Source organism: Paenibacillus sp. FSL M7-0896 (assembly GCF_037975415.1).
Taxonomy (GTDB): Bacteria; Bacillota; Bacilli; order Paenibacillales; family Paenibacillaceae; genus Paenibacillus_AQ; species Paenibacillus_AQ silagei.
Genome location: NZ_CP150250.1, coordinates 4,701,350 through 4,718,545, shown reverse-complemented (window position 1 = coordinate 4,718,545; position 17,196 = coordinate 4,701,350). Strand labels below are relative to the sequence as shown.

19 protein-coding genes are annotated in these 17,196 nt (G+C 52.3%); 10 read left to right on the top strand and 9 right to left on the bottom strand.

Translation table 11 applies throughout. The annotated features are described in order from the left end of the window. Positions 1 to 137 precede the first annotated feature (137 nt). Entirely contained in the window at positions 138 to 638 is a 501-nt protein-coding gene (locus tag MKY12_RS20520) for a Crp/Fnr family transcriptional regulator (protein WP_036731809.1), read from the top strand. A 321-nt stretch (positions 639 to 959) separates the two neighbouring features. Next, on the top strand, positions 960 to 1,646 hold the full coding sequence (locus MKY12_RS20515) for a YitT family protein (protein ID WP_036698508.1): 687 nt from the start codon (positions 960 to 962) through the stop codon (positions 1,644 to 1,646). An 89-nt stretch (positions 1,647 to 1,735) separates the two neighbouring features. On the opposite strand, the gene MKY12_RS20510 is transcribed toward MKY12_RS20515, so the two are convergent. The 4 genes from MKY12_RS20510 to MKY12_RS20495 all read right to left on the bottom strand — a co-directional run bounded on the left by MKY12_RS20510 (position 1,736) and on the right by MKY12_RS20495 (position 4,505). Next, positions 1,736 to 2,470, bottom strand: coding sequence for a class I SAM-dependent methyltransferase (locus tag MKY12_RS20510; protein ID WP_339310539.1), 735 nt, complete (start codon positions 2,468 to 2,470; stop codon positions 1,736 to 1,738). Positions 2,471 to 2,542: 72 nt separating this feature from the next. Then, positions 2,543 to 2,821, bottom strand: coding sequence for a PQ-loop domain-containing transporter (locus MKY12_RS20505; protein WP_339310537.1), 279 nt, complete (start codon positions 2,819 to 2,821; stop codon positions 2,543 to 2,545). A gap of 129 nt (positions 2,822 to 2,950) precedes the next feature. Continuing rightward, positions 2,951 to 3,385: a MarR family transcriptional regulator gene (locus tag MKY12_RS20500; RefSeq protein WP_036731817.1), complete on the bottom strand. Its 435-nt coding sequence runs from the start codon at positions 3,383 to 3,385 to the stop codon at positions 2,951 to 2,953. An 88-nt stretch (positions 3,386 to 3,473) separates the two neighbouring features. After that, positions 3,474 to 4,505 carry an NADH:flavin oxidoreductase/NADH oxidase gene (locus tag MKY12_RS20495; protein WP_339310534.1) on the bottom strand — a complete coding sequence of 344 codons (1,032 nt, stop codon included), beginning with the start codon at positions 4,503 to 4,505 and terminating at the stop codon, positions 3,474 to 3,476. Between the two features lie 197 nt (positions 4,506 to 4,702). Between MKY12_RS20495 and MKY12_RS20490 the strand changes: the two genes are divergently transcribed. Next, positions 4,703 to 5,563: an undecaprenyl-diphosphate phosphatase gene (locus MKY12_RS20490; protein ID WP_209871277.1), complete on the top strand. Its 861-nt coding sequence runs from the start codon at positions 4,703 to 4,705 to the stop codon at positions 5,561 to 5,563. A gap of 194 nt (positions 5,564 to 5,757) precedes the next feature. Continuing rightward, positions 5,758 to 8,058, top strand: coding sequence for a 5-methyltetrahydropteroyltriglutamate--homocysteine S-methyltransferase (gene metE / locus MKY12_RS20485; RefSeq protein WP_339310532.1), 2,301 nt, complete (start codon positions 5,758 to 5,760; stop codon positions 8,056 to 8,058). Positions 8,059 to 8,248: 190 nt separating this feature from the next. Here metE and MKY12_RS20480 read toward each other — a convergent pair whose 3' ends face one another. Then, entirely contained in the window at positions 8,249 to 8,401 is a 153-nt protein-coding gene (locus MKY12_RS20480; protein WP_076079942.1) for a DUF1540 domain-containing protein, read from the bottom strand. Between the two features lie 377 nt (positions 8,402 to 8,778). Here MKY12_RS20480 and MKY12_RS20475 point away from each other — a divergent pair, with 377 nt between their 5' ends. Then, complete coding sequence (locus MKY12_RS20475; RefSeq protein WP_339310530.1) at positions 8,779 to 9,918, top strand: DUF4349 domain-containing protein; 1,140 nt, start codon at positions 8,779 to 8,781, stop codon at positions 9,916 to 9,918. Positions 9,919 to 10,550: 632 nt separating this feature from the next. On the opposite strand, the gene msrA is transcribed toward MKY12_RS20475, so the two are convergent. Continuing rightward, positions 10,551 to 11,537 carry a peptide-methionine (S)-S-oxide reductase MsrA gene (msrA, locus tag MKY12_RS20470; RefSeq protein WP_339310528.1) on the bottom strand — a complete coding sequence of 329 codons (987 nt, stop codon included), beginning with the start codon at positions 11,535 to 11,537 and terminating at the stop codon, positions 10,551 to 10,553. Positions 11,538 to 11,635: 98 nt separating this feature from the next. After that, complete coding sequence (locus tag MKY12_RS20465) at positions 11,636 to 12,247, bottom strand: VTT domain-containing protein (protein WP_339310527.1); 612 nt, start codon at positions 12,245 to 12,247, stop codon at positions 11,636 to 11,638. 160 nt (positions 12,248 to 12,407) lie between these two features. On the opposite strand from MKY12_RS20465, the gene MKY12_RS20460 reads away from it, so the two are divergent. From MKY12_RS20460 to MKY12_RS20445, 4 genes are all read left to right on the top strand, one after another. Beyond that, positions 12,408 to 13,343, top strand: a complete 936-nt coding sequence (locus tag MKY12_RS20460; protein ID WP_339310526.1) for a Gfo/Idh/MocA family oxidoreductase — start codon at positions 12,408 to 12,410, stop codon at positions 13,341 to 13,343. Between the two features lie 32 nt (positions 13,344 to 13,375). After that, on the top strand, positions 13,376 to 13,702 hold the full coding sequence (locus tag MKY12_RS20455; protein ID WP_036698498.1) for a hypothetical protein: 327 nt from the start codon (positions 13,376 to 13,378) through the stop codon (positions 13,700 to 13,702). A gap of 125 nt (positions 13,703 to 13,827) precedes the next feature. Beyond that, on the top strand, positions 13,828 to 14,145 hold the full coding sequence (locus MKY12_RS20450; protein ID WP_036698497.1) for a helix-turn-helix domain-containing protein: 318 nt from the start codon (positions 13,828 to 13,830) through the stop codon (positions 14,143 to 14,145). A gap of 384 nt (positions 14,146 to 14,529) precedes the next feature. Further along, the gene (locus MKY12_RS20445; protein WP_339249604.1) at positions 14,530 to 15,252 is read left to right on the top strand and encodes a hypothetical protein; all 723 of its coding nucleotides are present in this window, start codon (positions 14,530 to 14,532) and stop codon (positions 15,250 to 15,252) included. 195 nt (positions 15,253 to 15,447) lie between these two features. Here the strand turns inward: MKY12_RS20445 and MKY12_RS20440 are convergent, their stop codons facing one another. Continuing rightward, a complete protein-coding gene (locus MKY12_RS20440) occupies positions 15,448 to 15,891 on the bottom strand; it encodes a DUF6773 family protein (RefSeq protein WP_339310525.1) in 444 nt (147 codons plus the stop codon). Further along, positions 15,869 to 16,093, bottom strand: coding sequence for a helix-turn-helix transcriptional regulator (locus tag MKY12_RS20435; RefSeq protein WP_036698494.1), 225 nt, complete (start codon positions 16,091 to 16,093; stop codon positions 15,869 to 15,871). Before MKY12_RS20435 ends, MKY12_RS20440 begins: the two co-directional genes overlap by 23 nt. A gap of 225 nt (positions 16,094 to 16,318) precedes the next feature. Between MKY12_RS20435 and ric the strand changes: the two genes are divergently transcribed. Beyond that, positions 16,319 to 17,014, top strand: a complete 696-nt coding sequence (ric, locus tag MKY12_RS20430) for an iron-sulfur cluster repair di-iron protein (RefSeq protein WP_155991686.1) — start codon at positions 16,319 to 16,321, stop codon at positions 17,012 to 17,014. Positions 17,015 to 17,196 lie beyond the last annotated feature (182 nt).

Sequence of the window (17,196 nt, the reverse complement as noted above, 5' to 3'; positions counted from 1 at the left end):
ACCATTCTCTACCCCAGGCGGTTTCTTTACCGTTGAACTCTTGGAAAATGGCTGTTTTACGCTTGCCCCTCCATTTTAGTGTCTTATTTCGGTATAATTAAAAATATATATACAGAGAAGGCAAAGGAGAATGCGAAATGATTCTGCACAGAGGTGAGGTCTTATTCCGCCAGGGAGACGGCGGCCAGAACCTGTTCAAGGTGAAGAGCGGACTGTTCAAGGTCACGAGACTGCATGAGAACGGGAACATGGTACTGTTCAACCTGTTATATCCGGGTGAGACTGTTCCGCATCATTCCCTCATTTCGCCGAAGGAGGCGCATGGAACCGCAGTGGCGATGATGAAAAGTGAGGTCGAGCTGATTCCGGCTGCAGAATGGTACCGGGAGCTGAGGGAGAAGCCTGAGAAGGTGATGGAGATCGCCCTGTTGCTTCAGGAGAAGGTGCGGTTCATGCAGACAAGGCTCGATCATCTCACCGTTGGAACGCCGGGGGAGCGGATGGCCCTGCTGACCCGCTGGCTGACCGAATATTCTCATGGCGCACAGCTCACAGATCTGCTGACACAGGAAGAGATCGGACAATTGATCGGCGTCCGCCGCGAGACCGTCAACCGTCTGCTGCGGAATCCGGGCTGATTGCTTATTTTTAATGGAAACTGTTTAGAGTGGCCCCTCCGCGTGGTATAATCTATTCAGAACATATCAAACTAAAGAAAGGATCAGGATACCATGTGTCCCCGAAGGACGATTCCCCAAAGGACGATTTGGAAACGTTATGATCTGTCTTATACTTAGCTTCCCTGTAGAATGTGCGCGAACCGTTGTTCATTGACGAAGCCGCTTCTGCGAAGGGAAGGGAGTATTGTATGCGAAGGAGCAACACCTCCTCCGGTATAACCCCCCGTAGAGGCTGGCACGAACGTCTAGCCGCCATATACGATAAGGGGAGACCGAGTAATGAGGAAACAAGACAGTGGCATGAGTTTGCCGCTCCGGTTAGCTATTATTTTGACCGGAACACTATTGCTTGCATTTACGTATTATCACATTAATTATCAGAACCACTTGACCGAAGGCGGATTCGTAGGATTGTCGCTGCTCGGCAAGTATGTACTGGGGATTTCACCATCACTTAGCATCCTGATATTGGACATTCCGGTACTCATCATCGCAATCATTTTCAAAGGAAAATCATTCGTAGTGAACACCTTCATCTCCGTAGTGGCCTTCACGGTATTCTACGGGCTGATGGAACGCTATTCCGGCTGGGTTATTGACCTGCAGGATAACTTGCCGGTTGCGGCGCTGTTGTCCGGGGTATTGACAGGTCTGGGCGCAGGAATGGTCCTGCTGGGCGGCGGGGCGAGCGGCGGGGACGATATTTTGTCCGTGCTGATCAGTGAATGGAAAGGTATTAAGGTAGGAACCGTATTTATCCTGATGGATGTAATCGTTCTGGCTTTCTCCCTCTTCTATATGCCGTTAAGAGAAACCCTGTACACTGTGATGGCTGTAGTTGTAGCCGGTTATGTAATCACTTTTACAACCTCTCTGGGCAGACGGAAGCTGGTTCAGGCACCTAAGATTCCGTCCGCACTTGCCAAGACTCAGGAAGGCACAGTGAATGTGAATAATGCAATGTGAACTCCGTGAACCACGGGGATGATAAAAGGTCAGCGGACTACCGTCCGGCTGGTCTTTTTTTTGTGGTTTTTAGAAATGAGTTCTGTCTGTTACTGCTTCACCGCCGACAGCAGCAGGAACATCGGACGCCGCGTCTCCTCCTGCCAGGCCGGATTCTTCTCCAGCATCTCAGGGGTCGGCTGCAGCTCAGATAGCTGCTTCAGGACGAAGCCGGAATCGAGCAGCGTACCTAGGTAGGTGGCGGTGGTCCGGTGGTATTTTGCAACCTCGTGTTCGAGAAAATCAGCCAGCCTTAGCCCTTCCACATGGTAGTTGTCCACGGGCCAATGCAGCTTCTCCCCGTCCGGGCTGTAATGCCAATCCTGCGCGGCGAGCGCGGTGAAGATCGGATGCTCTACAGAGAAGACGAAGGCTCCCCCGGGCTTCAGGCAATGCCGGACCTGGCGGCAGAGACTGCCGAAATCTTCAATATAGTGGATCGCCAGCGAGCTGATCACGGTATCAAATTGCTCTGCCCCGAATGCGGCATCCTCAATGGCGAGCTGGAGATACTCAATCTTCGGGTCGTCTGTCATCGTACGGGCACGCTCCAGCATATTGGCGGAGAGATCTATGCCTACGACGGAAGCCGCCCCCTGCTCCCGGGCATACCGGCAGTGCCAGCCGAACCCGCACCCCAGATCAAGCACCCGCTGGCCCGCCAGATCAGGCAGCAGAGTACGGAAGACCTCCCATTCTCCGGCAGCCTCCAGTCCGCCCGTAGAGCGGGGCATCTGGCTGTAATTCGCAAAAAAAACCGCGTCGTCATACTTATTTTGCTTCATTCATTGAACCTCCCACATCCTTTTATTACAGAAAGTATAACGCAGATGGGACGGAGGTGCAGCCTACAGAATTCATTGTTGCCCTTGGGAACGGTAGCGGATAATCAGCAGGACGACCGTTGTTACGACCGCCAGCGACAGGGAATTGGTGATCAGAAAAGCAAGTCCGACCCCCTGCGCCGCCAGATTAACCGCATAAGCCTCCATAAGAAGGATGCCCAGCAGCATCAGCAGGTAAGCTTTCAGACTGAGATCTGCAACCGAACGGGTCCTGATGATCTGCACAATCTGCGGAATCCAGCCTACAGAGAGAATAAGACCGCCAACCAGCTGCATAGCTGTGAATAACATATGCTGCACCCCGCTATTCTTAATTTCTTAATAGTATGGTGTATGCTCAGGGGGAGAGGGAGGTTCAGGCAAAAACCCGCCGCCCCTCGGGAGGGACGGCGGGTTCACCCGGCAGGCAGCTGCCCGGGTCTAGGATTGCTTCAGCTGGATAAGCTGCTCCAGCAGCAGCTGCGTGTCGTCTACAGGAAAGGCTTCCTGCAGCACTTCATGAACGGTCTGCTTCGCCCGGTCAACCTTGTCCTGCCCAATGGCAGTCAGGGACGTATAGATGCTTCTGCGGTCTGCCTCGCAGGACTTGCGCTCCAGCGCTCCGCAGCCCTTGGCTTCGAAGCGGCTGACCAGCCGGGACACAGCACTCTGGCTAAGCCCGACCATCGATTCCAGCTGCTGGAGCTTCAGCTTTTGCTCAGGGGCTTCGGACAGAAACAGCAATACATAGAATTCCTTAAGCGATAGCTCATAGTTCTCGGTCAGCTTCGCTTCAAGGACTGCGGCCACCTTCATCTGTATCAGAGAGAGCGATAACCAGCTGTTAATCAGATCATTTGAAGGGGGGTTAGTCATGTCTTCATCCTCCCGGTGTATACCTCTAATGAATAGTAGTTGTTATACAGTATACCATCACCATAGGCAAGCTGCTGACGAATTGTCCTTAACGCGGGAATCCTAATGCGTACTGCTTAGGTATATCTGCGTCTTTGCGCAGAGTCACACCGGCTTCCAGCGTCCAGTAAGGATTACGGAGCATTCCCCGGCCCACCGCTACCAAGTCAGCTTCTTCATTGCTAATGACGGCGTTGGCAAGAACCGCTTCATCCAACCGGCCAACAGCAATCACAGGCACGTTCAGCTCCTGGCGGATGGTTCTTGCCAGCGGTAACTGATAGGCTGCATGGTTGCCCGGTCCATTCTCTGCGTCAACGGCTCCTTCACCACCTGAACTGATATGGAAAATATCGGCCCCGGCTTCCTTATAGGCTCTGCTGATCTCCAGACCCTCTTGGAGGCCGTAGCCGCCTTTCACATATTCTCTGGCGGAAATCCGCATGATCAGTGGCATATCCTCAGGCATCACGCTCTTGGCGGCAGCGATAACCTCCCGGCCGAACAAGGTCAGATCTTGTCCGTATTCATCAGTCCGCTGGTTGGTCAGCGGCGAGTGGAACTGGTGAATCAGATAGCCGTGGGCGCCGTGCAGCTCAATAGTGTCGAACCCGGCCTGGACCGCACGCTCTACGCCCCGTTTGAATTTCTGTACCATGTCTTTAACTTCTTCTGTTGTCAGGGCATGAGGAGTCTTGGACTTGCCGTCAAAAGGAATTGCGGAAGAAGAGACAGGAACCTTGGCATCCTCCGCCTTGCGTCCGGCATGGGCCACCTGAATTCCGATTTTGGCTCCATGGGCATGACTGGCTTCCACAATCCGCGCCAGCGCAGGAATCTGCTCATCAGACCAGACGCCCAGATCATAATCGGTAATCCGGCCGTCCGGGTCCACATCAGCCATCTCGACAATGATCAGTCCGGTGCCGCCGACAGCGCGGCTTACATAGTGGTTGTAATGCCAGTCGTTAGCGATGCCATCCTTATTGGTAACTGAATATTGGCACATGGGCGGCATTACCACCCGGTTCTTCAGTTTTAAGCTTTTATACTCATAGGGGGTGAACAGATCTTTCGTCATGAATTTCGCTCCTTCGTTCTACATGGGATGGATAAACAATAAATGCATGCGCATGCATATAAATATATGCTGTTGGTATCTGCCTGTCAAGTCAGCGTTATGATTAAAATTTTCCATACTGCAAGCGAGCTGTAAGTTTCAGAAATAGCTGTGCGAGTTTACAATTATTATATTGAAAACAATAAAGGGGGATCGCCATGGAGCTGCTGACCATTGTCAAAGCAATCATTCTGGGAATTGTGGAAGGGCTGACCGAATTCGCTCCGGTATCCTCGACAGGCCATATGATCATCGTAGATGATATGTGGCTTAAATCGCAGGAGTTCCTGGGGAAGTACACGGCCAACTCCTTCAAGGTAGTGATTCAATTAGGCTCCATTCTTGCGGTCGTCATTATTTTCCGTAACCGGTTCATTGACCTGCTGGGCCTCGGGAAGCTCAGCCGCAAGGACTTGGCCGTAGTGCCGGAAGGGCAGCGGCAGGCTCCGGCGGAAGGGCGGCTGAAGCTGACGCATATCCTTGTCGGACTGCTACCGGCCGGAATCTTCGGATTTCTGCTGGAGGATTACATCGATGAGCATCTGTTCTCTACCTTTACTGTGCTGATTGGACTTGTGGTTGGTGCGTTATTCATGATTTGTGCCGACCGTTTTGCGCCTGCGAATGCCCGGACTGAGAGTGTGGATCAAATTACATATAGGCAGGCGCTATCAGTCGGATTGATCCAATGTATCTCCCTGTGGCCGGGCTTCTCGCGGTCCGGCTCGACGATATCCGGCGGGGTTCTGCTGGGCATGAGCCACCGTGCGGCAGCCGATTTCACCTTCATCATGGCGGTGCCAATTATGGCCGGGGCGAGCCTGATTTCACTGCTGAAGAACTGGCAGTATTTTACGCTGGATGCCTTGCCGTTCTTCATTGCCGGGTTCATCAGCGCCTTCGTATTCGCACTGGTATCGATGCGTTTCTTCCTGAAGCTGATTAACCGGATCAAGCTGTTGCCCTTCGCAATCTACCGGATTGTGCTTGCCGGTGTGGTCTATCTGATCTGGTTCTGATTTCGCCGGGTCTCAGAGTCTAAGCTGCTCCTCCTTCATGGGGGTGCAGCTTTTTTTGGCGTTTTGCTATAGGGAATCTGTATAGCCGGATTGCGTGGAATCTGTTGCAGGGCGCGGAAGGCGTGCAGTAAGATGGCATCAGATTAAGGCTTGCAGACATGAGGGCAGACAATTATACAGAGGAGTGGACACCTATGAGTAAAGGAATCAAGACAAGCAGCCTCGGTTATCCGAGAATCGGCAAGAACCGTGAATGGAAGAAATTATTGGAGGCTTATTGGGCCGGGAAAATCGATGAGCAGAGCTTCCGCTCGCAGATGGAGGATATTCAGCTTCAGCATTTGCAGACCCAGCAGCAGGCCGGAATTGATCTGATTCCGGTGGGCGATTTCACCTTCTATGACCATGTGCTGGATACCGCCGCTATGTTCGGGATCGTACCGGCGCGTTACGGATATAAGGGCGGAGAGATTCCGCTTGATCTGTATTTTGCAATGGCGCGCGGCAATGCAGAGGCCCCGGCCTGCGAGATGACGAAATGGTTCAATACGAATTACCATTACATTGTGCCTGAGATCGGCAGCCTGACTCCGGTATTGACAGCGAATAAACCGCTGGTTGCCTACCGCTTCGCCAAGGAGCGGGCAGGCATTGAGGGCAAGCCCGTTATAGTCGGACTGTATACCTTCCTGAAGTTGTCCAAGGGCTTCCCGGCAGCAGACATCGCCGCCGTTGCCGCACGCTTCCTCCCGTTGTACGTACAACTGCTGCAGGAGCTGCAGGCAGAAGGAGTGGCCTGGGTACAGATCGATGAACCGGCGATTGTTACCGGCTTAACGGCTGAGGATACCGCACTGCTCCAGAACATTTACAGTGAGATTGCTGCTGCCGTACCAGGACTGAACCTGATGCTGCAGACGTACTTCGAAGCTGCGGAGCCGCTTGAAGCATTGCTGGCGCTGCCTGTGCAGGGTCTGGGTCTTGACTTCGTCCATGACGGCGGCAAGAATCTGGAGTCGGTTGCACGCCTCGGGTGGCCGCAGGATAAGACACTCGGAGCCGGTATCCTTGACGGACGCAACATCTGGCGCGCCGATACCGATGCCAAGCTGGAGCTGGTAGCGAAGCTGCTGACCTATGTGCCTCAGGAGCAGTTAATTCTCCAGCCAGCGTCAAGTCTGTTGCATGTGCCTGTAACGGTTGAGGGCGAGGTCAAGCTGAAGGCTGCGGTCAAGAATGCCTTGGCGTTTGCCAATGAGAAGCTGGCCGAGCTGGTTCTCATTGCGGCAGCCGCGAACGAGGGAAGAGAGCGTTATGCCGCCGAGCTGGAGCGCAGCCGTGAGGTGCTGGCTGTATTCCGTGCCCTGCCGGAGCGCGGGCGTGAGGATGTAGCCGAGCAGGTGCGTGCCCTTGCCCAGCTGCCGGACCGCCGCAGCCTTCCGTTCGCCGAGCGTGTGAAGGTTCAGCAGGAGAAGTGGCGTCTGCCGCTGCTGCCGACCACGACCATCGGCAGCTTCCCGCAGACGGCTGAAGTCCGCCAGGCCCGTCTGAAATGGCGCAAGGGAGTCTGGAACCAGGAGCGTTATGACTTGTTCATCAAGCGGCAGATCGCTGAAGCGATTACGCTTCAGGAGGAGCTAGGTCTGGATGTGCTGGTACACGGAGAGTTCGAGCGTACGGATATGGTGGAATTCTTCGGGGAGAAGCTGGCCGGCTATCTGTTCACCGCAGGCGGCTGGGTTCAGTCCTACGGATCACGCTGCGTGAAGCCGCCGGTAATCTATGCCGATGTTGCTTTTATCGAGCCGATGACCGTCAAGGAGAGCGTATATGCCCAGTCACTGACGAAGCTGCCTGTTAAGGGAATGCTGACCGGACCGGTTACGATCCTGAACTGGTCCTTTGTCCGCGATGACCTCAGCCGGGAGGCGGTGGCCGGACAAATCGCCCTCGCCCTGCGTCATGAAGTATCCGCACTCGAGGAGGCTGGTATCGAGATGATCCAGGTCGATGAGCCGGCGATCCGCGAGGGCCTGCCGCTGAAGGCGAGAGATCATGAGTATTACCTCAACTGGGCGGTGAAATCCTTCCGGACCGCCACGAACCATGTCAAGGACACCACGCAGGTGCATACGCATATGTGCTACAGTGAATTTAACGACATGATTGGTTCGATCTCGGCGATGGATGCGGATGTCATCTCCATTGAGACCTCGCGCAGCCATGGTGAGCTAATCGTCAGCTTCGAGGAGCAGGAATACGACAAGGGGATTGGACTGGGTGTGTATGATATTCACAGTCCGCGCGTGCCGGTGGTAGAGGAGATGACTTCAGCCATCGAACGTGCGCTGCGCGTGCTGGATGTCCAGCAGTTCTGGATTAATCCCGACTGCGGACTGAAGACACGGGGCTGGGAAGAGACCACAGGCGCACTGCGCAACATGGTGAAGGCCGCTGTCTTGGTGAGAGAGCAGCATGGCGCAGTGACCCGTTAACAGACGGCACTGTTCCGCCTAAGTTGCTTAGATTTGCACAACAAAACCACTGCAAGCGGGAGAGTATAATCTCCGGCTTGCAGTGGTTTGTTTTTTGCAGGAAACACTTGATAATAATTCTCATTCTTGATAGAATGAGAAAAGAAAGAAGGAACCTGTGGAGGGCTCCTTCATATTCTGTAAAGATTCATTATTTGCTTTCAAAGGTTTTGCAATCTGTTTCCTCAGATTGTGTAGGCTGCTTGGAGCTGTGGTAAGCAACGAAGATGGACTCAGCGTTGCATTTGTTCTCTTCAGCCCAGTAGGTGCAAGAATTAACTGCGCACAATACGTCTTTTGCCATGAGGGTTCACCTCCTCTTGTAGTAGTAGGCATCATAAATCGGCAAGAAATGAATTAAAGCTGCCCGGGCAAGGTGGAGCTTGTCCGAATAGCGCCATAACCTTATTCAATTCAATGTGAATAGGGTTTTTGGTGTTTTTTTGCCGTTTTATCATCGTAATTGTAACAAATAAAGAGGCAATACGCAAACAGGACCCCACTCGGCTATTCATGACTGAATGGTCTTATTTGTTATTTTCCGTAAATGACTGCAACCTTCCAGCTTTTGGAACGTCAAGAGGGATAAGCGCGGAACGGACCGATACAGATAACGGCCTTTCGCCGCGGAAGCTGAAGCACCGGAAGCAGTATACAATTACACTTTGTGGAGGAATGAGCATGCGAAAATGGGGTCTGCATTACTTATTGTATCTAGTGGTTGTAGCCGTGGTTCTGACGGGATGCGGCGCGTCGAGTAACAATTCAGATTCGGCAGCGAATTCAGAAAGCACGTTCAGTAATCAAGCAGCATCAGACGGTTCAGCGGAGAGCGCGCCTGCTGCGGTGGAGGTCAAGGAGGATAGTCTAGCTAACACGGCGATGGCTGTCAATGATCAGGCTGCAGTGAAGGGCGGCGGCGGAAATTCAGCAGTCCCTGGGGCGGGGGCTGAGCAAGGGGCAGATGCTTCTGCCGGATTCACCGGCACCGATGTGGTAGCAGGGCTGAACAAGAAGCTGATCTACAAGGCGAACCTCAATATGGAGGTAACCGACTACGGGGCAGCGCAGACTGAAGTGCGGAACATGGTTACTCTGGCCGGGGGCTACATTATTGAATTCTCAGAGAATATGTCTGAATATGAACAGGGTGGAACCTTTATCCTAAAAGTGCCTGCGGCGGGCTTCTCTCCGTTCCTGAACAATCTGGAGAAGATTAAACATGAGAAGCTCCAGAGAAGCATCCAGGGGCAGGATGTGTCGGAGGAATATGTGGACCTGGAGTCACGCCTGAAGGCGAAGCAGATGATGGAGGCGCAGTATATTGATTTTATGAAAAAAGCAACCAAACCGGCCGATCTCGTCCAGTTCGCCAACCAGCTTGGGGAAATTCAGGAGCAAATCGAACAGATCAAGGGCAGAATGCGGTATATCGATCAGAACGTATCGTTCTCTACAGTGGAGCTTCGCCTCTACCAGACGGAGAAGAGTCTTACCCTTACACAGACTAATTCCGAGGGGCCGCTGGGTGAACGGGCTTCGGAAGCGCTCAAGAGCAGCATGAAGGCGTTGTCTGTGATGTTCCAGTGGCTTGTTGTTGTACTGGCGGCTGCTCTCCCCGTCCTGCTGGTAGCTGGAGTGGTGGTTGCGCTGGTGCTCTGGTTACGGAAAAGCTTCAAACGGCGGCAACCTACGCACCTTGAACAGGCACGGCTGGGCGGCAACCGTCTGCCGGGCCGGGAATCGCAGCCTCAACCAGAAGTGGCACCTGTAGTACCGGCCGCACCGGAAGAGGAGAATTCAGATAAGCAGAACAAGTAGAGCGGGCTGTACGAATAAACACAGGATCATTTATGTAAAGAATAAAGCCTCCCTACCCGTGAATCCGGGCTGGAGGCTTTATTCAAAGATAAGAATACATATACTTCGCGCTATAATTATCCTTATCTTTCTCGCTGAAACGGTACCGTCCTCTATAGGGACGGCAATGCCGTTTCCACTTGTTGTTCAGGAATTTATGATTTTCTTCTGTTGTGGATAAAGTATGTGCCCGAATGTATGTGAAAAACAGCATACATTGTGCTGATGTGCAGGCGTGTGCCCTAATGTATGCGGAAAACAGCATACATTCGCTGATACGACGGCGTGTGGCCCGAATGTATGTGGAAAACAGCATACATTGTACAGGTACGCAGGCGTGTGCCCCGAATGTATGCGAAAAACAGCACACATTGAACTGGCGCGAAGGCGTGTGGCCCGAATGTATGTGGAAAACAGCATACATTGTACAGGTACGCAGGCGTGTGGCCTGAATGTATGCGAAAAACAGCATACATTGTGCTGATGCCCAGGCGTGTGGCCCGAATGTATGCGGAAAACAGTATACATTCGAGCCACACGTAAGTTATGCAATTTATGAAGCTATAGCTTGAGGCAAGCCGGGATCTCCAGCCTTAAGCATGCTGGAAGAGCACACGGTACTCGCCATAGCCTTCCTTCTCCAGGTCCTCTTTGGGAACAAAGCGCAGAGCTGCCGAGTTGATACAGTACCGCAGTCCGTTCGCTCCGGGTCCGTCATTGAATACATGGCCCAAGTGGGAATCCGCTGTCTTGCTGCGTACCTCAGTGCGGACCATCAGGTGGCTGAGGTCGGTTTTCTCCTTGACCACATAGTCCCGGATCGGACGCGTGAAGCTCGGCCAGCCGCAGCCGGAATCGAACTTGTCCTCTGAGCTGAACAGTGGCTCCCCGGAGACAATATCCACATAGATCCCGTCTCCGTGGTGATCCCAGAATTCGTTGCGGAATGGAGATTCCGTAGCGCTGTTCTGCGTTACTTCATATTGAAGAGGAGTCAGGCGCTCCTTCAGGCTCTGCGGGTCCTCCTTATGCGTCCAGTGAGCTTCGATGAATGCTTCCCGGCCCGAACCCTTACGGTAACGCTTGTAGTGGCCTGGATTCTTGTGATGATAACCCTGATGATATTCTTCGGCTGGGTAGAAGGGCTTAGCCGGAAGAATAGGTGTCACAATGGGAGCAGAGAAGCGTCCGCTGGCCTGAAGAGCTGCCTTGGAAGCCTCTGCTTGCTCGCGCTGCTCCTCCGAATGGGTGAAGATTGCCGTTCCATAAGAAGTGCCGCGGTCATGGAATTGCCCTCCGGCATCGGTGGGGTCAATCTGCTGCCAGAACAGCTCAAGCAGCTTGCTATATGGGAAAATATCCGGATTGAACGTAATCTGCACCGCCTCAACATGTCCGGTGGTTTCCGAGCATACTTCCTCGTAGGTCGGATTCACGGTATGTCCGCCTGTATAACCGGAGATAATCTTGACAATGCCCGGAAGCTCTTCAAAAGGGGATACCATACACCAGAAGCATCCACCGGCGAAGGTGGCTTGCTCGGTCTTGACATTTATAGAATCAGCTTGAAATTCATTCATTGTTATCCCTCCATCTGTAGAATGCAATTAAATAGATCACAATTTAATTATAAATCAAATAGAGGCTTACTGCCAGCATACCGGAAATTCTTGAAGCGTCAGCGGCCCGCAGAAGGACGGCGGCGCATGGATAATCCGGCTACAGCCAGTACGGCAATATACACGATTATAGCTACAGCTGCACTTCGCGGATGCTGGAACATCTGTCCTCCGAGGAAGGCGTAGAGGGCGATGCCGGGAATTTTGCCAAGTGCGGTGGCTCCAAGATAGCTCCAGAAAGGTAGTCCGGCGGCACCGGCGTAGATATTCACAGCCATCTGCGGAATGAACGGTGCCAGGCGGGCGATCACTACAGATGCAAAAGGACGCTGCTGCACCGCAGACACAAATCTGTCCAGCGCCGAAATATTGCTTAGATAGGCCATAGATTTGCTCCGGAACATGGATGCAACGACTCCATAGACAAGAGCTGCCGCGATTGTGGTAGCACTCCAGCAGATTAACGCTCCTGCAAAGCTTCCATAGGCATACCCGAACAATCCGATAATCAGCTTGTAGGGCAGGACCGGAAATAAGGCCAGCACTGTGGCGGCGAGCATGGACAAATACAAAGGATGATCCTCTCTAAGCCAGGCCAGGAGTTCATACCTGTAGATAAACGCGAGGATTATGCACGAAACATACAGAACAACCGTTAGCCATTTTCTCATTATACTATGCCCCTTCTTCACTCCATCCATTTCATCATACTGAAAAAAAAGCAATTAAAGCAATTATTGAAGCAAAGATCATTGTTCCCGCAGCATGTCACGGTATAATACATCTATAAGGGAATTGAAATTCCCCCAACATGTAAGGGAGATGCTGTTAATGAAACTACCTGTCCGCAAAAGAGTGGCAATGATCGGCATAGGCGATATTGCTCGCAAAGTCTATTTGCCGCTGCTCTCCCGGCATGATCAGGCCGAGGTGGTGGGAGTGCTCAGCCATTCCTCTGCTACGGTCGAGCGGGCAGTCCAGGCGTATCGCCTTCAGCGGGGCACAACCGAGCTTACGGAGCTGCTGTCCTGGGATCTGGATGCTGTGTTCATACATAGTCCTACAACTACGCATTATGAGCTGGTGACCTCTTGCCTGGAGCATGGGGTGTCCGTGTATGTGGACAAGCCGCTCTCCTATGATCTGGAGGAATCCCGCCGGATGGCAGAGCTTGCTGAGAACAAGGGGCTGCTGCTGGGAGTGGGCTTCAACCGCCGCTATGCCCCGATGTATGCCGCCGCCAAATCCTGGCTGCATAAGGCCGGAGGCATCAGCCAATCCACCGCAGTCAAACACCGGACGAAGCTGCAGCAGGGCAGCAGCCATGAGACGATCCATGATGACCTGATTCATATGCTGGATCTGCTGCTCTGGCTGTCCGGCGGGGATTATGAGCTGCTGCACACCAGCCTGAGGGCGGATGCGGAGGGGCGGCTTCTGCACGCCTCGGGAATGCTGGGCTGGGAGAACGGGACCACCGGCCATTACAGCATGGTCCGGGATGCAGGGGCCGATCTGGAGAAACTGGAGCTGCACGGCCATGGCAGGTCGGTTGAGGTGACAGACATGGAACGGGTTATATTATATGAGCAGGGCTCGTTGCCGCGCACGCAGAACTTCGGCAGCTGGGATACCGTGCTGGAGCGAAGAGGCTTCAGCGGAGCGGTCAGCCATTATCTCAGTAATATAGCGACACCGGAGCAATGCGGTATTTCCGCTTCGGCCGTATTGCCGAGCCATGAATTAGCAGCAAGATTAAGCCGCTGAGCGGTCAGCATCGCAGCAGAGAGGAGAACAACATGGAGGATTATGACAACAAGTCGATGGAAGAGAGGATTATCGAGAGCTACAAGCGGGACGAGGAAATGATGATTCTCGTATTTGCCCAATGGTGTGTGAATAATAAGCTGGACCCGCATGCCCTGTATCTGCAGGCTTATCCGCAGCAGGAGGGCAATCAGGCGCTGGCCAATGCGCTGGCCCTGACGGTATCCGCGGAGGAGGCCGGCTTCATCTCCGATGATACAGTGCTGGGAGTACTCTCCCTGTACAGTAACGATGATCTCGCCTATGTAGTTACAGAGGCCATCCAGCTAAGACGCAAGGCAGAAGACACCAAGGATTGAGAGCGTAAATATAATAATAGGGGTTAATGAACTTTTTTTTGGCAAACGATGTTCATTCCAGAATAAATGTGGTAAAATTATATATACTAACTAATTGTAAGCTTCATAAGTGAGAGGTGATAACCATGGAAGAACATCAACTGACGATGTGCCCGAGATTTGAGACGGCTTTTTCGTTTCTGGGCAAGCGTTGGAACGGACTCATTATTCAGACCTTGATGAGCGGCCCCAAGCGGTTCAAGGATATTTCCGGACTGATTCCGTCAATGAGCGATAAGATGCTGTCCGAGCGCATGAAGGATCTGGAATGCGAGGGCATTCTGGTACGTCATGTGTACCCGGAGACACCGGTGCGCATTGAGTATGAATTAACAGTGAAGGGCCGTGCGCTTGAGCCGGTCATGCAGCAAATCCAGTCCTGGGCCGAGAGCTGGGTGGAGTAGCAGTACCGTAATATATTTTTGATGACAGCCTCTTGCCGGGTATCCGGGTAAGGGGCTTTTCATATGCTGTTCTGCTTGAAATATAAGAATTTATAGGTTTCACACGATAACTTATCCTTCTATTTCTCGCTGAAACGGTACCGTCCTTTATAAGGACGGTACCGTTTCCGCTTGTTTATGCAAATTTTGCCCAAATAAACCTTGCACTTAGGCCCTACCTGTGTAATATAATAGAACATACTAAATATTACGGATGTGTGGAAGCGTTAACAAAAGTAGGAAAAGCCTAGGGTTATAAGGCAGACGGATGCTTACGGGATGTGTTTTGGACGATGCTGATGGAAGGAAGCGGAGGGCTCACACAACTTTTAGGAGGCGAGGACCATGACCATCACCTTGTTTTCCCGGGAAATAACCTATGGAAAAAAGGATGTCGCCGAACTGGAGACTGCTTCGATTAAAGTACAGCTGATCTATGACAAGGTGTTGTTCATGCTTCATAGCTATCTCCCGGATTCTCTGTGGGATGCGTGGATCGGTGTGCCGTATGAGATCATTTCTTCTCTATATAAAGGGGATAATGACAGCGGGAGCGTTTTTCAGAAATGGATTCAAGGCCCGTCCGGCTGGAAATGTATCGGTTGTGAACGGCATTGCCTGGAGCCGGTAACGGCTAAGGGAGGGAGTGGCTCAAATGCTCAGCGCCGTTTTACTTTTCATAATGGAATTAGCCAGAGCATGGTACTTCAAGCTGTAATCTGGTCTATGTATGAGAACACGCGGCTGCTCCAGCCTTACTTGGGGGAGGAGGCTTTTCTGAGTGAGGAGGATATGGAGCTGATCTCTGTATATTTCGTGCCCACCTACCTTACCCCGGCACCGCTGAGCGAATTGAACAAACCGGCCAAAGAATATAAGGATAAGAACATCAGAGTGTATCAGGAATGGATCTCTGCCCCCGATCTGGTGCTGCAGTGGAACGGCGGCCTGACCGAAGGCAGATGGATGACGGGTGTATATGTGGATCATTCGCGGTTTGCCGGACTTGGCCCCTACCTGAAGGATGCGCAGGGCAAGCGGACTTACATGCAGGCGACGGTTCGATAGAAAAGGTGAAGCTCGAAAAAAGAGTTGAACTTGAAGCCAGGTCGTCGCTGCGGTGAACATTTGGACTTCCGGCCGCTATTGTGTTTGGATTTCCTGATACAAACCGCTCTTCGCGGTAGAAGTCCAAACACAAAGGCGATCGCTCCGCTCCTCCTTTATTTCTACTTCTAGTCACTCACAGCAGCACAAGCCACTCTACTCCGCCCGGTTATTCCTCCGCCGGATCAAGTACACGGTGCTTAAGATGACCAGTCCTGCTGTAACGGAAATGACCAGAATCACCTTCCCGTTCGCACCGCTGTTTGCTGCTGATTGGGCGGCTGGATTCACGAAAGTAACAATAAGGATGCAGGCTGCCACCACGATCCCCAGCAGTGCACCCAGAACGTTTTTCCCTTTTGCTCCGCCCTGTGCTCCGCCCGGTCCCACATATGCACCGCTCCAGATCAGCCGTACGAGATAGGAACCCACACCCAGCATGAAAATTGCGTAATTACTAAGCGGATATTCCAGCCACTTTATTCCGTAGTTTTGCAGCCCCATGTCTGCCAGCAATAAGAATGCCATCAAAAGAAATGCCTGATTCCCCGCCTTGTGCCGCTGCTGCAATTGTCTCTCATCCAGGTTCGTTCTGCTCATCCTTCGTTCCCTCCCAAAATAATTGATCCAGCGTCTTCCCAAGGGTTACACAAATGTCAATGCACAACCTCAGGGTGGGGTTGTAATCACCATTCTCAATCGCGATAATTGTCTGTCTTGTGACCCCCACGGCATCCGCCAGCTGCTTTTGCGACATGTCTTTTGCCGCTCTGGAGGCTTTGAGCCTCAGATTCTTCCCCATTCCCTCACCTCACGCATATTGTAAAATATATAAAACAAAATGTCTAGTATATTTTACATAAAAATATCAAAAGTTCGCGTTCATTAAAATTTGTTATATTCAGTGCGTACAATCACAAGTTCCGCCTAAGGCCAGTGATAAGGTGTAGAAGTGAAAAGAAGCACAAACCTACATCTAACCTGAGGAGGGGCCAACATGGCGTCCAATCAATTAAACGATACTACAATTCATCCCGGGTTCACCCCGGAAGCAATGGTCAGAGATATTGTCCTGCAGTTCCCCAAAGCAGCAGATTATTTCAAGGCACAACGGATCGATTTCTGCTGCGGAGGTGCCAAGCCGCTGGCTGAAGCCGCTGCCGAGAAGGGTCTTGATCCGGCAGCAATGGTGCAGGAGCTGAACAAGCTGCAAGAGCAGCACCCGGTTCTGGAAGAGGATACCGCCTGGAACGAGGCTTCTTCGGAGGAGCTGGTGGATTATATTGTGAACAAGCATCATCGTTACCTGCGTGAAGAGCTTCCGCTAATCAGTCAAAATGTAACCAAGGTGTTCCGCGTTCACGGTGAGGATTCACCGCACCTCGGAGAGATGCACCGTCTGTTCAATATGCTGCGTGAAGAGCTGCTGCAGCACACAGCGAAGGAAGAAGAGAGCGAATTCCCTAAGATGCTGGCCTACACTCAGAACCCAACCGAAGAAGGACTTGCGGAGCTGCGCGGACTGCTGCATAATTTGGAAGCTGAGCATGACGGGGCCGGAGAGATTCTGCGCGAGCTGCGCAGAGTTACTAATGATTACACGCCGCCCGCCCATGCCTGCACGACCTATCGCTTAACCTATGCCCGTCTTGAAGAACTGGAAGGCATGACCTTCGAGCATGTGCATCTGGAGAACAATATTTTGTTCCTGCGGTATCAATAGGGTTACAAAGTTCAACTAGTTAACCCAGTTAACCGGGTTAACTGGGTTAACTTTCATCAATGTATGTGGTATACTCGATTCAGAAACAGCGAACAATGCAAAGAGAGCCGTGCTACCAACACGACTCTCCGTTTGCAACAGCCGCTTTTAAGGGCGGAGGCTTGGAATATGGTTTAGCAGAA

Excerpts from the sequence above, each read along its gene's own strand:
- MKY12_RS20520 (WP_036731809.1), top strand. The coding sequence starts at position 138 with ATGATTCTGCACAGAGGTGAGGTCTTATTCCGCCAGGGAGACGGCGGC.
- MKY12_RS20515 (WP_036698508.1), top strand. The coding sequence starts at position 960 with ATGAGGAAACAAGACAGTGGCATGAGTTTGCCGCTCCGGTTAGCTATT.
- MKY12_RS20510 (WP_339310539.1), bottom strand. The coding sequence starts at position 2,470 with ATGAAGCAAAATAAGTATGACGACGCGGTTTTTTTTGCGAATTACAGC.
- MKY12_RS20505 (WP_339310537.1), bottom strand. The coding sequence starts at position 2,821 with ATGTTATTCACAGCTATGCAGCTGGTTGGCGGTCTTATTCTCTCTGTA.
- MKY12_RS20500 (WP_036731817.1), bottom strand. The coding sequence starts at position 3,385 with ATGACTAACCCCCCTTCAAATGATCTGATTAACAGCTGGTTATCGCTC.
- MKY12_RS20495 (WP_339310534.1), bottom strand. The coding sequence starts at position 4,505 with ATGACGAAAGATCTGTTCACCCCCTATGAGTATAAAAGCTTAAAACTG.
- MKY12_RS20490 (WP_209871277.1), top strand. The coding sequence starts at position 4,703 with ATGGAGCTGCTGACCATTGTCAAAGCAATCATTCTGGGAATTGTGGAA.
- metE (WP_339310532.1), top strand. The coding sequence starts at position 5,758 with ATGAGTAAAGGAATCAAGACAAGCAGCCTCGGTTATCCGAGAATCGGC.
- MKY12_RS20480 (WP_076079942.1), bottom strand. The coding sequence starts at position 8,401 with ATGGCAAAAGACGTATTGTGCGCAGTTAATTCTTGCACCTACTGGGCT.
- MKY12_RS20475 (WP_339310530.1), top strand. The coding sequence starts at position 8,779 with ATGCGAAAATGGGGTCTGCATTACTTATTGTATCTAGTGGTTGTAGCC.
- msrA (WP_339310528.1), bottom strand. The coding sequence starts at position 11,537 with ATGAATGAATTTCAAGCTGATTCTATAAATGTCAAGACCGAGCAAGCC.
- MKY12_RS20465 (WP_339310527.1), bottom strand. The coding sequence starts at position 12,247 with ATGAGAAAATGGCTAACGGTTGTTCTGTATGTTTCGTGCATAATCCTC.
- MKY12_RS20460 (WP_339310526.1), top strand. The coding sequence starts at position 12,408 with ATGAAACTACCTGTCCGCAAAAGAGTGGCAATGATCGGCATAGGCGAT.
- MKY12_RS20455 (WP_036698498.1), top strand. The coding sequence starts at position 13,376 with ATGGAGGATTATGACAACAAGTCGATGGAAGAGAGGATTATCGAGAGC.
- MKY12_RS20450 (WP_036698497.1), top strand. The coding sequence starts at position 13,828 with ATGGAAGAACATCAACTGACGATGTGCCCGAGATTTGAGACGGCTTTT.
- MKY12_RS20445 (WP_339249604.1), top strand. The coding sequence starts at position 14,530 with ATGACCATCACCTTGTTTTCCCGGGAAATAACCTATGGAAAAAAGGAT.
- MKY12_RS20440 (WP_339310525.1), bottom strand. The coding sequence starts at position 15,891 with ATGAGCAGAACGAACCTGGATGAGAGACAATTGCAGCAGCGGCACAAG.
- MKY12_RS20435 (WP_036698494.1), bottom strand. The coding sequence starts at position 16,093 with ATGGGGAAGAATCTGAGGCTCAAAGCCTCCAGAGCGGCAAAAGACATG.